This is a genomic window from Yersinia fenwicki, from assembly GCF_043099325.1.
Taxonomy (GTDB): Bacteria; Pseudomonadota; Gammaproteobacteria; order Enterobacterales; family Enterobacteriaceae; genus Yersinia.
This window is the reverse complement of sequence record NZ_CP170755.1, coordinates 4,582,877-4,596,615: the sequence shown is the minus strand read 5'-3', so window position 1 is coordinate 4,596,615 and position 13,739 is coordinate 4,582,877. Positions and strand designations below refer to the sequence as shown.

Sequence of the window (13,739 nt, the reverse complement as noted above, 5' to 3'; positions counted from 1 at the left end):
TCTTGTGCTATAGCTGGCACAAGGTGTAATACGGGATGGAGGAGTTACGGATAGGTAGCCTTGCTGCAATTAAGCAATAAAACAGGCTATTTTTCATGGAAAGCGTTTATATCAATGCCGATTTAGATCCCCGCCGTCAAGCCATGTATCTGTATTGGCAAGGGCTGCGCATCGCCCGAATTGCGGAAATGATCGGTGAGAAAGCGGTCACGGTACACAGTTGGAAGCGCCGCGACAAGTGGGACGCTTACGGGCCGCTGGATCAGATGCAACTGACCACGGCGGCGGAATATTGCCGCCTGATAATGAAGCCTGTCAAGGAAGCCAAAGACTACAAAGAGATTGATTTGCTGGGCCGACAAGCCGAACGCCACGCCCGTATTGGTAAATACAATGATGGCGGTAATGAGGCCGATCTTAATCCCAATATTGAGAAGCGCAACAGCGGAATACGTAAGGCAGCGCAGAAAAATGTATTCAGTGAGACGCAGATTGCCAGGCTGAAAGATATTTTCAATGAATCCATGTTCGACTATCAACGTAACTGGTATGAAGCCGGTTTATCGCCTGATTTTCGTATCCGTAACTTTTTAAAATCACGCCAAGTTGGCGCAACCTATTTTTTCTCATGGGAAGCTCTACTGGACGCCCTCGATACCGGCCGCAATCAGATGTTTGTTTCGGCCTCCAAAGCACAGGCGCACCAGTTTAAAAACTACATTGTCGCGGCTGCGCGCCTTGTTGATGTTGATTTGCGCGGCGAGGTGATTATTTTACCCAATGGCGCGGAAATGCACTTTCTCGGCACTAATGCGAGTACCGCGCAGGGCCGCCCCGGTAATCTTTATCTGGATGAATACTTTTGGATCCCCGGCTTTCAGAAGCTGCGCCGCGCTGCATCGGGCATGGCCTCGCAAAAAAGATACCGCTCCACCTATTTCTCTACGCCGTCCAGCACGTCACATGAAGCTTATCCGTTCTGGGCTGGCACCTTGTTTAACAAGGGAAAGGCTAAAGATAAGCGCATTGAAATTGACGTCAGTTACCCACGGCTGGCCGCTGGTCGGTTGTGCGAGGACAAGCAGTACCGCCAGATTGTCACCATTGAGGACGCACTGAAAGGCGGCTGTAACCTGTTTGATATTGATGAATTACGCAATGAAAACAGTGATGAAGATTTTGAAAACCTGTTTATGTGCGGCTTTATTGACGATAACGCCTCCACGTTCAAATTGGCTGAAATGCAGCGCTGCATGGTGGATAGCTGGGAAAAATGGACAGACGTTAAATTGCTGGCGCTGCGCCCGTTTGGCGATCGTCCGGTGTGGATTGGCTACGACCCGGCCAGCACTGGCGATAGTGCCGGTTGTGCCGTCATTGCGCCGCCAGTGGTGGCGGGCGGTAAGTTCAGGGTGTTGGAGCGCCACCAATGGAAAGGTATGGATTTTGCCGATCAGGCCAGCAATATCAAAAAAATCACCGAGCGCTATAACGTCACTTACATCGGTATTGATGATACCGGTCTGGGCCGTTCCGTGACGCAATTAGTGCGGCAATTCTTCCCCGCAGTGAACGCCATTCACTACAGCTTAGAAATGAAAGCCGACCTGATTTATAAGGCAAAAAATATCATTCATGGCGGCCGCCTGGAGTTTGATGCGGGCTGCATTGATATCGCCACCGCGTTTATGTCGATCCGTAAAACCATGACCGCCACCGGCCGCAACGCCACCTTTGTCACTGACCGTTCCAAAGACGTCAGCCACGGCGATGTGGCCTGGGCCATTATGCACGCCTTATTCCACGAGCCTCTTGAGGGCATTAACAGCAATAACACCAGTGTGATGGAGATATATTAATGAAATATGCTTATTTTGATGAAACCAATATTGAGCACCTAAAATACTGGATGCATATGTGGGCTTTTAATCATCAGCGCGAATGGTATAAGGCTGGCATCGATAATCGCACACGGAATATCACTAAAACTCGGTTGGCGGGGGCGGATCAGTTCTTTGCTCTTGAGGGATTGATTGATGCCTTGGAGACCGGCCGTGACCAAATCTATTTTAGTGCTGGAGACGAGACTAGGGGTGCCGCGTGGCAATACATCCTTAGCTGGATGGGCGTAGGTAGACTTACCGTGACTGATTCTTGTATGGATAAGTTCAATAAAGTTAATTTCATACGCTTGAATAACGGTGCGCAGATTAGCTTTCTTAATGAAGAATCACTTGCTGCGGGATATTCCGGCAATGTTTATGTGAGTGAATACGCTTGGGCGAATAATCCAGACAGATTATTAAAAGTGGCCGATGGTATATCCATGCATAAGCGCCACCGCCGCACGTTCTATACGACGCCATCACCTAGCGTCGCTGCGTTTACATTTTGGCAGCAAGCCCTAGAGAATGATCGCCAATGGAGCCAAATCGTCACCATTGAAGATATCGCCGGTAGTGGATGCTTATATAGCTCGGAAGATATTATCAGACTCAGGGGAGAAATGAGCGAACTCGAATTTGCCATGCTTTACATGTGCCAATGGCCGATTCGGGCAGCTAATCAAGGGGCTGCACTATGAGTCGTAAACAGCGGAATAAACGTAATACCGCGGCAATGGTAAAAAGTACCGCACCACAAGCCGAAGCGTTTACTTTTGACGATCCGATCCCGATGATGGACAGGCGCGATATTCTGGATTATCTGGAATGTGCGGTCATGGATCGCTGGTACGAGCCGCCGGTGTCATTTAACGGGCTGGCGAAGTCATTTCGCGCGGCCGTGCATCACAGCTCACCTATCTATATGAAACGTAATGTACTGGTTAGTCTGTTTGAGCCGCACCGCCTACTGTCAAAGCAGGATTTTAGCCGCTATGCGCTGGATTTTTTAGTATTCGCCAACTCCTTTTTAGAGGCGCGATATAACCGTTTAGGGGGGCTAATGAAGTTAGTTCCCAGCCCGGCCAAATACACCCGCCGGGGGGTGGAAACGGACACATATTGGTATGTATCATCCTATGCGAACCCACACCCGTTTGAAGCCAATAGCGTTTTTCATCTGCTAGACCCGGATATTAATCAGGAGATCTACGGCGTTCCTGAATATCTCGCCTCGTTAAACTCGACCTGGCTCAATGAGGCCGCCACGCTGTTTCGGCGTAAATATTATCTGAATGGTAGTCACGCCGGATTTATTCTGTATATGAATGATGCCGCCCATAAACAGGAGGATATCGACGCCTTACGCAAGGCATTGAAAGAGTCCAAAGGGCCGGGCAATTTCCGCAATTTGTTTATGTATGCCCCAGCCGGTAAAAAGGACGGCATACAAGTGATCCCACTGGCAGAAGTGGCGGCCAAAGATGAATTTATGAACATTAAGAACACCACTCGCGACGATCAGCTTGCTATGCAGCGCGTACCGCCGCAACTGATGGGGATTTTACCTAATAATACCGGCGGTTTCGGTGATGTGGAGAAAGCTGCGCGGGTATTTGCCATCAATGAATTAGCACCATTACAGGAACGGCTAATGGAATTAAATAATTGGGTGGGAGAGGAAGTTATCAGATTTAAACCTTATGAGTTACTCGCCAAACAAGAATAAATCCACTTTATGCATATGCTAACCGCCTTTTTGGCGGTTTTTGCATTTATATGCACATGAAAAATTCAATTAGCGGCCTTTTTATTTCAGCAACGGCGAATTGTGTCAGTCACAATAACTAAAAACTAATTGCTTGTGACATGTCACAAGACTCTTGATTTTATTTCTGTGTCATGTCACGATTTTAAAAGAGCAAGCCGCAACGGCCACCGCAAAACTCAGTGATAATTGCTCAAATTGTTTAGTAAACTAACCTCAACATATCTGCAAGTTCAAAGCGCAACAATCCGCATTATTCTATTCACCCCCTAATCATTATCTAAGCCGCGCCAACACTGGGTTTCAATCCCCTTCCCAACTGCATAAAAAGTGAATATTTAGTCATTGCAGCGTGGGGGCGGGGGGGCTCGCGCAGCGGGGTGTGGTCGGTGGTGTCACGCATCCTCATATGTGGCATAAATCACCCTGTATACGCATGTGCTCAACCCTGCCTTTTCGACATAAAATGTGTATCATCGGAGGTGGAATAAAAAAGCACCTCCCTGTGTGGCGTGGAGGCGCTTTTGTGTAGGGTGATTTTGAGGGGAAATTGAGTGCTATTTTTATTTTATTCAAACTAACGCATATCTATTCATTTTTATATCTTATCTAATATTGTCGTGGTACACTATCAGCACCCGCGCTATAGGGTGTCTATCATCAGTTTCTTATACCCCTGCGTCTGCCAGCATTCCGCATCACCTTGTAAGCAACAACCGGTTTTATCGCCCGGCAATGTATCACCGCATCGCTTGCAACTGCCTTTTTTCAACTCATCAAGCTGCTTGTGTAGCAATTTATTGTCTTGGCGAAGCAAGCCGATCAAATACTCGGCCCGCTCATAAGGCCCGCGAGCAATGCGGCGCTGCTCGCACCCCTCCATAAGCATTGCCAGTTCTGCGGCGTTAATACGTAAAGTTAGTTCGGTAATGCCTAATTCTTTATCGCGCTGGCGCTGGGCGCGTTTACGTTCGCTTGCTGTTGTCATTATCCCCTCTCCAGAAAATATCAGATGTTACTTTTAGCCAAACTCAGGCCACCCTTTGCAGCGATTGCATATCCTATCCGTGCTGTAGTAAATCTCTTTGTGATCCAGCTCCTTACCGCATTTTCGGCAGTACTTAATTTTGTTGGACATGTAGTGGTTTGTCTCTTCATCAGACCTGTCTTTGTAGTCATTCATGTTGCTAGCCTCATCACTTTTTTCCAAAGAGTTGTAACCATGCATCAGGGTTTACAGATTTTAAAAATTCAGAGTAATAACCGATAGGGTCACGTCTAATTTCACCAGACTGCACCCCATGAGCATGATATAAATGCATCCATAGCTTATCAATTCTTTGGGTTGTGGTTGGCTTGCATTGATACAAACAACCATCCTCTCTTGCCTGTGAGTTTTGGCCGTCGATAGTCAACGTTGCGCCGCAAGCTAGTGATTGCGCCTGTTGCTTGCTAATGGGAAGCCCGATTGAATCCGCAAAATCACGGATTTTTGTTGCCACTGGTGCCAGTCGCACGGTTTTTTCTTGCCGCTGGGCGGCCTTTCCGGCTGATACCTGGCGTGATAATTCCTCGGCTGGTGTCAATGCGTTGGTTTTAATGACTGTCGGTCGCTCGTTTTTCACCCTGCGGAGCAAGGCTCGACGTTCTGCGTCGGTGATCGTGGTGAAATCTATTATTTTTTCTGCTGATGTTCTGTCTATAGCCTCATCCGGTTCGCGTGTTTTTTGCTCTACCGGAGAGTTATTGACAGAACTCCAAGGGACGGCGGGGCCGTCCTGAAAAACATCAACCCCCACGGCAACGGCGGGTTTCGTCTTTTGGCGCGCAACAATTTTCCAAGTTTTTAGGCGGGTACAGATGCGCGATGCCTCGCCCAAAAGCGGGGAATAGATGCCGAAAATCTTTTCGGTGGTTTCGCCGTAGGCATTGGGCTGTTCGTTGCCCTGGTAGGCAATGCGCACGGTGTAATCATCGCGAGGAATCAGTACGCCGCCTTGCTTCATGATATAGGTAGCAAAACAGCCAGCATCTGCGGCGGCGGTGACCGCATCCATTGCCGGATCAACCAGTAGTGGCTTGCCGCGCTGATAGGTGCCGGAAATTTTGAGCGTATTAACCAGTTGATTACTCAACTTACGCAGCTCGCGCCAGACGGTTACAGGTGGCGTGCCTATCGGCTGATATTGGCGGATACGGTGACGAGACGCCCAGGCCATAGCAAAGCGGGCCGTTTCTTTCAGAGGCTTGCCGGTTTCATGGTCTAGTTCGCCATCCAGCGCGTAACCATCAATGTTTTTACTGATGTATTTAGCGATGTAGGCAGTAGCGCTGCCTTTCTTCGGATCTAGCCGTTTGGCGGTAAACCTGGCGCTAGTGCGCTTGCCTAATTCGGCGCGATCAGTTTTAACCGCATAGGCGCGCATAATCTCAGTGATTGCGCGGCGCTCTCCCGGTTTCATGAATAATAACAAGTGCCAATGTGGCGTACCGTCATGATGCGGCTCGGCTACGCGAAAACCGTAAATGCGCAGATTTTCACGGCCCAACTTGGATCCTATGTTGGCCCATAATTTGGTGAGGTAGGATTGAGCTTGTGGTGGCGTGCTGTGGTTCCACTTTGGGTTAGCATGGCCGCTTTGGTTGTTGGCGTGATACTTAGACGGGCAAGTAATGGTGTAAAATACCCCAACATCACCACGCGCCTGTGCAACCAGCTCGATCCCTTTCATGCGGGCCATTAGCTCATGACGACGAATGGTGGGATTGCTAATGCTGGCGTCCACCATTGCTTCTAAAGAAACGGTGTTACCCTCATTATCAACCAATTCATGCCGCTTGAAGAATTCACGGTTGCGGCGCTTTTGCTCTATCCAGTCGGCCAATGCCTCTTTGCTGATATAAGGTGCAGCGCGTTTATGGATCAAGCCAGCGGCGCGCAACTGACTTTCTCGCCAGTCATTACGCAGCCGCCACAATTTACGCTCCCACCAATCCGCATTAATCAGCCGGGCAATAGCGGAATGAAAGATAGCGCGGTCAACTGGCTCATCTTGCTGGCCTGGCTTCGGCCCCAACTCGCGCCAGTGCGGCGGCTTGACCCGTAAAGACCACACTTCAAGTGCAATGTTGCGGTAAATAACCAATAGCTCCGCATCAGACAAAGCGCGGGTTTCTTCGGTGGGTGTTGATACCTCAGTGCAGAACATTTCATTAATACGGCCAGCAACATCATTCGCTAGCGACTTAACCCGGCGTTTAGTCAGTTCGGCAAGGTGGCTATAGATACCCTGAAAGTAAGCCATTAACTCGGAAATGTGGCCCTGGCTAACGCCTTGGTATTGGCGCACGGCATCCAGACGTAACAATGCATTCTTGCCGGTTCCGGTTAAGAATGCATTGGTATGTTTATCGCCATGATTTTCACGTAACCATCTAATTTTATTTTGAAAATGGGACTTAATAAAAATAGGCTGCTCGTCAATACGGGCCTCTATACCTTCCGCTGTATCCGCCCATTGTTGTTTGTCACGCAAGTAGATCTCGCGCTCAAGTTCGGCGCGCTCCCTGCGCATTTTAAGTAAGGTTTGATTAGGCTCCCGTAACTCGGTGTAGCCCAGTTTGTTCATGCGTTTTAAGTAACGGATAACCAGTGGGTGAGATGTTGGTTTTGCTATGACGGCGACCGGCGTTAAGGATTGATAACCACCAATTGCGGGACGTGGGGCATTCCATGGATAATCCCATTCAATAGAAACCCCACCGCTGCCCGGATAGGATAGCGATGGGGCTGGAATAATGCGGCCACGTGAATGCTCGGTCATTCGCATACACCGGCATAAACGGAATTGCAGACGGCATGGTCATTTGCTGATGCCAATAAATCAAACTGACTACCGCCGCGTGTGGTTAACGCCCAATCTCGGTAGGTTTCAATACCGTGTGATTCAACAGAAATACATTCGATCCGGCGCTCAGATTTGCGCGGATCCTGAGTCGATGGGAAAAAGGTTGAGTTTCCACGGCGTGAACATGATGCAACCAGTCTTTCCCAGCGGGCTACGCGGGCTATCTCTTCCGGCCAGCGGCTGAATATCTCTGCTAATTCGGATTTTCTGGCATGGATGCAAGGCATGCAGCCCACGCGACTACATCCTTGCTGATACAACGGGTTGGGTTTAATTCCGTGATATTTAGCTAGCGCAAAAACATCTTCATGTTTCCAGTCAAGGATCGGACGGTAAACATTTAAACCGGGTGTGTTATCTGCGTCCGTTTCCCATTCAGGCAGCAAAGCACGGTCTGGTGATTCTTGCGCACGCACGCCCTGCCAACTGATTACTTCGTCATATTCTTCCAACGCGGGAATGACAATTTGGTCACGGATTGGCGCATGTTTCAGCTCGAACGTACAAAAGCGCGCCTTGGTGGATGGAAAGCGGCCTTTCCACATGCAGAGATCTAGAAAAGGGTTACCGGTGGGGTGTAAAACCTCAAGCGCTTCAGCGACCCGTTCCGCTGCCTGATCAGGCGTCAGGCCGCATTCAGTGACTAAAGTGGTCGGCCACACTCGCGCTATGAAATCACGCTTACCATTAATCTGACGCACAAAGTCCGCTTTAACTCGGATAATTTCACCTAGTTGCTCTTCCAGATAATCCAGATATTCCATAGTTTGGGGGTGTTCATGCCCCGTATCAGCAAACACCCGGATGTGGTTTACACCAGCCTCGCGCGCTAAAAGTGATTGGGCCAACGAATCCTTGCCACCTGACATGCTAATAATGCTAATTGCATCACTGGCGAAATTTCGTTCATCAATAGGCACTAGTCCATGCGGGTATGAGAAAATTTTCATTTCTCACCTACCGTGTGGCGCAGAGCAGGCATCTCATAGATAACCGTTGAATCCGGCCCGCCAGCGGGATCAAACCCAACCCACAAAAGAGGGGGCATAACCGCGATAATCTCATTCACTGCCTTGCGGCCGTCAGCTTTACAACTGGCAGAGCGGGGGGTGGTAATACTGTGAATATCAAAGCTTTCATAAAGATACCGGCCGTGTGGGGTATCGCTGTTCGATGCAATAACGTGACAACCTTGACCCGCTGTTATCGTGAGTATTTCAGATAGCCAAAATTGCTCATTAGAGCTAAAGCCGTTGGTGTGGTAACCAGTGAAATCTGCGGTCGCAGATGTTGGAATGTACGGGGGATCGCAATAAACCACGTCACCGGGCTGTGTCATGGTCAATGCTTCGGAAAAGCCACAGCATATAAACGTGGCTTTTTTGGCCTTCTCTGCAAAATAGCGAATTTCGGACTCAGGGAAATAAGGTGCTTTATATCTTCCGTAGGGAACGTTGAATTCCCCCTTTTGGTTATAACGGCAAATACCACCGTGACAATGACGGTTTAAATATAAAAACATTGCAGCGTGTGATTCATTACTGGATTTACGCTCATTGAAATATTGACGATTTAAATAATAACTTTCTTCGCTGTTATCCAGCCTGAAAAGCTCTTTTGCGAGAACGATAATACTTTCGCAATCATTTTGTAATTGCTGATAGAAATTAATTAAATCCCCGTTAATATCAGCAATTAAATATTCGTCATAATCGGTATTCAGCATGACGGAGCAGGAACCGGCGAACGGCTCCACCAACCGTTTCCCAGCGGGCAGATGTTGGCGCAAGGTCGGCATAATGCGGCCTTTGGAACCGGCCCATTTCAGCGGGGAGAAAATGCGTTTCATGATTTTACCCCCGCCATAGCACGGATAACACCCAGCGTTGTTTTACAGTCAGATAGTGCGCGGTGCGGCGTACCCTCAATAACAACGCCTTGTTGTTTGGCTGCATTACTCAGACTTTGCCATTTGAATTTATTTCGCTTCTCATCCCATTGGCCGTAATACTCGGCATAATTGCGCATGGCGCACACAGTGTTAAGCTCAAGAAAACCAAAGCCGCATCCATTTATTCCCGCTGTTTGCAGAATTAGCCGGACATCAAAATCAACGTTGTAAATAACTAGTGTTCTGGTGTGGATTAGCGCCATGAGTTGCCAATGAATATCACGCCATGTTGGGGCGGCAGCGACCATTTCATTCGTAATTCCATGAATAGCGGTTGCCTCGTCTGGAATGAGGGCGCGAGGCTTAACCAACGTATTGAGCAATACTTTACCGGTGCAATCGATAATGCTGATTTCAATTATTTCAGCAATACCACTAAGCCCCGTTGTTTCTGTATCCAGAATAAGACAGTTATCTTTTAACCATTTTTTGGCTCGGCGCTTTGCAATTAACTTGCAACACAACTTTCCGGCCTTGTTAATGAGTCGGAAGAAAGAACAGATCAAAGGAGGAGGCGAATTATTAGTATTCAAAATAGGATACCTCCATCAAAACCACCAAGGCGACAAGCTATAGAATCAATTCCCTCAAATGAGAGCATGACGTAGTTGGGTATAGCGAAATCACATGGAGTGACGTCTGTAATTTCAACTACAATTCTTCGCCATGAATATCCGGAATTTAATTCCCATTCCTTTAAAATTAAATAATCGCCAACAGAAAAATCACGGTCATTTAGTCGAAACTCAGCTTTTTTACACCCGGTAAATACGGCGTCGAAATACTCCGGAAGTATTTTTAATGCATGAAACGCTGGTGACTCAATCGGTGAGGATGATACCTCCTGAGATTCTCCTTGCATGTCCAGTGCTTCTCTGTAGGCTGACTCAGTTTTATTAATGGCTGAAATAACGTTAGATACGGTTCTGCATACAGAATTAGTGGTGCAGTTCTTGCCGTGGGTTGTCGCTTCAATAGCTGTTACTATCGAATCCAGATAGGCCAATACTTCTGTTGCGGCACCGGAAGCTATTTCCGTCTGTTCCTTTAGGGCATTTATAGAAGTTGATTGTTTATTTAGTGTGTGTTCCAGATAGTCGAGATTTGCGAGTGCCTTAAGTTGCTCACCCAAAGCAAGGCCATACCCCGGATGTCCATTAATAAAATTTCGTAAATATATAATTGCTGGGATATTGGTAGTTTCTTGCTGCTTTTTCATATCACATCACCTTATTTTAGATAATAGAATGTCCGGCGCGATAAATACGCCATATTTAATAGCCCGCTGAAACGCTATTTATTTATAACAAGTCTTTTGGGATTGAATTTAAATCAACCCATAAATCCAATGCTGCTTTTCGTACCGCTTTTCTTTCGTGATATTCCAGTTCCCTAAACTTTCTGTCGTGGCTGTCTTTCTTTATCCCAGCCGCATAATAAATAATGCCTTTTGTCTTTCCTCTGCTTAATGACTCCAGATGCCGCTCAAACTCTTCATCTGGATCCTTTTTAAACATTTCCTTTATGCGGTCTAAATGCCGCAAGCCTACTTTCTGATTCCATTCCTGCATTGAAAGTGGCGATTCGTCTGTATTTGTTTGCTCCATCATTCACCTCGCGGTATGACAGTGACTTATCAGAAAGCACACTAAAAATAGGGCGTGCTTTCTGATAACGCCGGGTTTAGTCATACCCGGCATGTGATATTTACGCGCGTTTCTCTTGAATAAGTACCTCTTTGATTTCACTCTCAGCAAGCCAGCGGTCTACCGCCCGTCCATCACCGGCCTTCATGTGCAACAAATAGTGATTTTCACTTTTGGTATACTCCGCACGGGCTTTTACATGACCCATTTCGCCGCTTACGATTGCTTCTACTTTCTGGTTTAAGTTAAAGGTGAACATCTTATTACCTCTTGAGTTGAGCGCCCTGACTGATTGAACAGGGAATATTGTCGGGTTTTAGCCATGCCCGACGCATGGTCTTGTGATAACTTATCTACGCCTTAAATGTTCTCACCAGAGCGTTTGGCATAGTTAAGTCACCCAGAAAAGGAATTACCCAATGACAGAAACCGAAAAAACCCTCTACCTTTTCAATCAAACTTGTATCTTGCTGTCGAAAAGCGATAGTTCTAGTGCTATTCGTGAAAAAGCAGGGATATTCAGTCTGCCTCGCGATTTTGATTCAGCATATGCATGGCTTGAATCAAAGCTTGATGAAAAACTTAACGCCATTCAAAAGGTTCAATAGTTTTAGTATCCATTAATGAACTATTAATAATGGATAGTATTAGCGAAACCTCTATTTCAGAGGGGGCTGCGCCTGCCTCCTCTATTTTCTTGCAAATATAAGACCCTACGTCGTCAGCTATTTTCATTCGCATGGATGATGACAAGTACCATTTCAGTCCAGTGGCTTTATTCGTTGGTATTTCAATTTCCATTGTGCTCACCATTAATAGTGGATATTTACGCTGCAATTTCACCCAGAGAACAGAGCGGCTTAGGAATAAATCCGCCATTACACTGAGTAACCAGTAACTCTAATTCCTGAGCACTGTCCTGATCCCCGGATGCTTGCGCCGCACTTAACAAACCTTCCAAGCCAACACTTAAACGAAAGGCGTAATCATTTAACGAAAACGTTCGCACCTCGTCGGCAACAGCGGAGGCGATGCGCAGGTTTTCGGCCTTGAAGTGGTATTGCTGCAACAGGTCGTTAATTAATGTGGAATATGCTTGTTTCATCCCTTTACCCCTTAAAGTTACTAACGCGCTTTGCGTTCTACGTCTTTCTTGATGCTAGTGCGGCGGCGGTGATCGCGGATCACTTCTCGGACGGATAAAGCGGCGATCCAGAGCAATAGCGCCAACACAACTAATGCGCCGCCGGTCAATTCAATTAGTTGCCCTGGCATGTCGACACCTCTTCATTAAACGGAGGTGGAAGAACGCCTGATTCACGGAATTTCTGTGTTACTGCATTCAGTTGATGGAAAGTGGCTAATTCGTTTTCACGCAATTGCCACGCCAGGGCGGTAATCATGCTCAATCCTGCAAGGGTATTGCTGGCGATGGCTTTTTTTCTCGCGGGCATGGAGATTTGTTCTTAATGAATAAATCCCATCTTTCCCTACTGAGCGACTGGTTAACTCGGCTATATCAGCACGGTGCGTTTGCAGTATGGCGTTAGCTATTTGTAAACAAGGTGATTTCATGCTGCGACTCCCGTCTCGCGTTCTGCGTATAACTGATCGATAAAGCCGGTTGCGAGTGCTTGAGCATCAAACAGGCCGAAAGACTGTTCACCCAAGAAAACCTCATACCGGTTCAGCAAATTAACAGCCGTTCTACGACGAAAATTAATCACGAACCCGCGATAAATGGACGTGTTACGACTGACGGCAGTTAATGGGTGAATCATGCGGCAACACCTACCTTATGTTTGCGGCCTTTGCCAGGCTTGCTCACGTTAATGCGGTCTTTCCAGCCGTGCCATGCAGCGGGCGCGGTATCGACTAACTGTTTCGCGTGGTCGTCCCATTCCTTACGGTTGATCCATAACTCCGCTTGGCCGCCAGGCTTGAGAGGGTCAGCCATGTAAAAGGCGGGTAGTTTTCCGGCCTTCGCCATAGCTACCACGGCACCAACTGTCTTGCCGATGTGGAGGGCGAAACCCTCCTTTGATAGCAGGTCGGAAGGGTTTACAGATAAGCGGATTTCTTCTTTTACCGGCTTGCCGGTTCTGGTTTTCGCTTCGACAGTTTCATCTATCGTTTTAGCTTCATCAGACATTTGCTATTCTCCAATTTGCTATTTGGTATCGAGTTAGAACTAGTTGGAACCAGTTACAACGCAACATTCTATTCCAATTGGAATAGATACTATGGAGATGTTAGCACTATGTCAATTGGATTAGGTGAAAAAATAAAACTGATTAGGGAGTCCGAGAGGCTCAGTCAGAGAGAAATGTCTGATTTAACAGGGATTCCTTACGGAACATTCATTCACTACGAGCAAGGAAGATCAAAGCCGGGAGCTGATGCCATTATCAGAATGTTGAAAGTATCCAAATTTAGAAAATACAGGGATTGGTTTATGTTCGATGAAGTCAACCCAGCAGCCGGGCAAATAGCACCGGCCCTCTCTCTTGATGGGCCAGAAGTCATAATGTCACCCCCATCAGGGACGAAAATTGGTTAGATATTTATTACGAATACGCTGAC

At 47.3% G+C, this 13,739-nt stretch carries 18 protein-coding genes; 5 read left to right on the top strand and 13 right to left on the bottom strand.

All coding sequences use genetic code 11. The features are described 5' to 3' along the window. Positions 1-95: 95 nt before the first annotated feature. Genes ACF3VQ_RS20870 through ACF3VQ_RS20860 form a run of 3 tightly spaced genes read left to right on the top strand, consistent with a single transcriptional unit; the run spans position 96 to position 3,612 of the window. Entirely contained in the window at positions 96-1,859 is a 1,764-nt protein-coding gene (locus ACF3VQ_RS20870) for a terminase large subunit domain-containing protein (RefSeq protein WP_392432808.1), read from the top strand. Beyond that, positions 1,859-2,584 (top strand): terminase large subunit domain-containing protein, encoded by a 726-nt coding sequence (locus ACF3VQ_RS20865; RefSeq protein WP_392432807.1) that lies wholly within the window; start codon positions 1,859-1,861, stop codon positions 2,582-2,584. Before ACF3VQ_RS20870 ends, ACF3VQ_RS20865 begins: the two co-directional genes overlap by 1 nt. Next, positions 2,581-3,612, top strand: a complete 1,032-nt coding sequence (locus ACF3VQ_RS20860; protein WP_392432806.1) for a phage portal protein — start codon at positions 2,581-2,583, stop codon at positions 3,610-3,612. The genes ACF3VQ_RS20865 and ACF3VQ_RS20860 overlap by 4 nt, the downstream gene beginning before the upstream one ends. Before the next feature lie 682 nt (positions 3,613-4,294). Here ACF3VQ_RS20860 and ACF3VQ_RS20855 read toward each other — a convergent pair. The 8 genes from ACF3VQ_RS20855 to ACF3VQ_RS20820 form a co-directional block, all read right to left on the bottom strand. Continuing rightward, entirely contained in the window at positions 4,295-4,639 is a 345-nt protein-coding gene (locus ACF3VQ_RS20855; RefSeq protein ID WP_392432805.1) for a hypothetical protein, read from the bottom strand. A gap of 208 nt (positions 4,640-4,847) precedes the next feature. Further along, positions 4,848-7,475 (bottom strand): replication endonuclease, encoded by a 2,628-nt coding sequence (locus ACF3VQ_RS20850; protein ID WP_392432804.1) that lies wholly within the window; start codon positions 7,473-7,475, stop codon positions 4,848-4,850. Further along, entirely contained in the window at positions 7,472-8,509 is a 1,038-nt protein-coding gene (locus ACF3VQ_RS20845; RefSeq protein WP_392432803.1) for a phosphoadenosine phosphosulfate reductase family protein, read from the bottom strand. Before ACF3VQ_RS20845 ends, ACF3VQ_RS20850 begins: the two co-directional genes overlap by 4 nt. Then, positions 8,506-9,408: a DNA adenine methylase gene (locus ACF3VQ_RS20840; protein ID WP_392432802.1), complete on the bottom strand. Its 903-nt coding sequence runs from the start codon at positions 9,406-9,408 to the stop codon at positions 8,506-8,508. Before ACF3VQ_RS20840 ends, ACF3VQ_RS20845 begins: the two co-directional genes overlap by 4 nt. Then, positions 9,405-9,974, bottom strand: coding sequence for a 3'-5' exonuclease (locus ACF3VQ_RS20835; RefSeq protein WP_392432801.1), 570 nt, complete (start codon positions 9,972-9,974; stop codon positions 9,405-9,407). The genes ACF3VQ_RS20840 and ACF3VQ_RS20835 overlap by 4 nt, the downstream gene beginning before the upstream one ends. Before the next feature lie 65 nt (positions 9,975-10,039). Further along, positions 10,040-10,729 (bottom strand): DUF3850 domain-containing protein, encoded by a 690-nt coding sequence (locus ACF3VQ_RS20830; protein WP_392432800.1) that lies wholly within the window; start codon positions 10,727-10,729, stop codon positions 10,040-10,042. A gap of 82 nt (positions 10,730-10,811) precedes the next feature. Beyond that, positions 10,812-11,120, bottom strand: a complete 309-nt coding sequence (locus ACF3VQ_RS20825; RefSeq protein WP_392432799.1) for a hypothetical protein — start codon at positions 11,118-11,120, stop codon at positions 10,812-10,814. Positions 11,121-11,217: 97 nt separating this feature from the next. Continuing rightward, positions 11,218-11,415: a hypothetical protein gene (locus tag ACF3VQ_RS20820; protein WP_392432798.1), complete on the bottom strand. Its 198-nt coding sequence runs from the start codon at positions 11,413-11,415 to the stop codon at positions 11,218-11,220. A gap of 160 nt (positions 11,416-11,575) precedes the next feature. On the opposite strand from ACF3VQ_RS20820, the gene ACF3VQ_RS20815 reads away from it, so the two are divergent. Further along, a complete protein-coding gene (locus tag ACF3VQ_RS20815) occupies positions 11,576-11,764 on the top strand; it encodes a hypothetical protein (RefSeq protein ID WP_392432797.1) in 189 nt (62 codons plus the stop codon). A 218-nt stretch (positions 11,765-11,982) separates the two neighbouring features. Here ACF3VQ_RS20815 and ACF3VQ_RS20810 read toward each other — a convergent pair whose 3' ends face one another. The 5 genes from ACF3VQ_RS20810 to ACF3VQ_RS20790 all read right to left on the bottom strand — a co-directional run bounded on the left by ACF3VQ_RS20810 (position 11,983) and on the right by ACF3VQ_RS20790 (position 13,308). Continuing rightward, positions 11,983-12,261, bottom strand: a complete 279-nt coding sequence (locus ACF3VQ_RS20810) for a hypothetical protein (protein WP_392432796.1) — start codon at positions 12,259-12,261, stop codon at positions 11,983-11,985. A 20-nt stretch (positions 12,262-12,281) separates the two neighbouring features. Continuing rightward, on the bottom strand, positions 12,282-12,431 hold the full coding sequence (locus tag ACF3VQ_RS20805; protein WP_392432795.1) for a hypothetical protein: 150 nt from the start codon (positions 12,429-12,431) through the stop codon (positions 12,282-12,284). 96 nt (positions 12,432-12,527) lie between these two features. After that, on the bottom strand, positions 12,528-12,731 hold the full coding sequence (locus tag ACF3VQ_RS20800) for a hypothetical protein (RefSeq protein WP_392432794.1): 204 nt from the start codon (positions 12,729-12,731) through the stop codon (positions 12,528-12,530). Beyond that, positions 12,728-12,937, bottom strand: coding sequence for a hypothetical protein (locus ACF3VQ_RS20795; protein WP_392432793.1), 210 nt, complete (start codon positions 12,935-12,937; stop codon positions 12,728-12,730). The genes ACF3VQ_RS20800 and ACF3VQ_RS20795 overlap by 4 nt, the downstream gene beginning before the upstream one ends. Continuing rightward, positions 12,934-13,308 (bottom strand): Cox family DNA-binding protein, encoded by a 375-nt coding sequence (locus ACF3VQ_RS20790; RefSeq protein WP_392432792.1) that lies wholly within the window; start codon positions 13,306-13,308, stop codon positions 12,934-12,936. Before ACF3VQ_RS20790 ends, ACF3VQ_RS20795 begins: the two co-directional genes overlap by 4 nt. Before the next feature lie 108 nt (positions 13,309-13,416). Here ACF3VQ_RS20790 and ACF3VQ_RS20785 point away from each other — a divergent pair, with 108 nt between their 5' ends. Further along, entirely contained in the window at positions 13,417-13,716 is a 300-nt protein-coding gene (locus ACF3VQ_RS20785; RefSeq protein WP_392432791.1) for a helix-turn-helix domain-containing protein, read from the top strand. The last annotated feature ends 23 nt before the right edge of the window (positions 13,717-13,739 follow it).

Coding starts and splice junctions, on each gene's coding strand:
- ACF3VQ_RS20870 (WP_392432808.1), top strand. CDS start 96: ATGGAAAGCGTTTATATCAATGCCGATTTAGATCCCCGCCGTCAAGCC.
- ACF3VQ_RS20865 (WP_392432807.1), top strand. CDS start 1,859: ATGAAATATGCTTATTTTGATGAAACCAATATTGAGCACCTAAAATAC.
- ACF3VQ_RS20860 (WP_392432806.1), top strand. CDS start 2,581: ATGAGTCGTAAACAGCGGAATAAACGTAATACCGCGGCAATGGTAAAA.
- ACF3VQ_RS20855 (WP_392432805.1), bottom strand. CDS start 4,639: ATGACAACAGCAAGCGAACGTAAACGCGCCCAGCGCCAGCGCGATAAA.
- ACF3VQ_RS20850 (WP_392432804.1), bottom strand. CDS start 7,475: ATGACCGAGCATTCACGTGGCCGCATTATTCCAGCCCCATCGCTATCC.
- ACF3VQ_RS20845 (WP_392432803.1), bottom strand. CDS start 8,509: ATGAAAATTTTCTCATACCCGCATGGACTAGTGCCTATTGATGAACGA.
- ACF3VQ_RS20840 (WP_392432802.1), bottom strand. CDS start 9,408: ATGAAACGCATTTTCTCCCCGCTGAAATGGGCCGGTTCCAAAGGCCGC.
- ACF3VQ_RS20830 (WP_392432800.1), bottom strand. CDS start 10,729: ATGAAAAAGCAGCAAGAAACTACCAATATCCCAGCAATTATATATTTA.
- ACF3VQ_RS20825 (WP_392432799.1), bottom strand. CDS start 11,120: ATGATGGAGCAAACAAATACAGACGAATCGCCACTTTCAATGCAGGAA.
- ACF3VQ_RS20820 (WP_392432798.1), bottom strand. CDS start 11,415: ATGTTCACCTTTAACTTAAACCAGAAAGTAGAAGCAATCGTAAGCGGC.
- ACF3VQ_RS20815 (WP_392432797.1), top strand. CDS start 11,576: ATGACAGAAACCGAAAAAACCCTCTACCTTTTCAATCAAACTTGTATC.
- ACF3VQ_RS20810 (WP_392432796.1), bottom strand. CDS start 12,261: ATGAAACAAGCATATTCCACATTAATTAACGACCTGTTGCAGCAATAC.
- ACF3VQ_RS20805 (WP_392432795.1), bottom strand. CDS start 12,431: ATGCCAGGGCAACTAATTGAATTGACCGGCGGCGCATTAGTTGTGTTG.
- ACF3VQ_RS20800 (WP_392432794.1), bottom strand. CDS start 12,731: ATGAAATCACCTTGTTTACAAATAGCTAACGCCATACTGCAAACGCAC.
- ACF3VQ_RS20795 (WP_392432793.1), bottom strand. CDS start 12,937: ATGATTCACCCATTAACTGCCGTCAGTCGTAACACGTCCATTTATCGC.
- ACF3VQ_RS20790 (WP_392432792.1), bottom strand. CDS start 13,308: ATGTCTGATGAAGCTAAAACGATAGATGAAACTGTCGAAGCGAAAACC.
- ACF3VQ_RS20785 (WP_392432791.1), top strand. CDS start 13,417: ATGTCAATTGGATTAGGTGAAAAAATAAAACTGATTAGGGAGTCCGAG.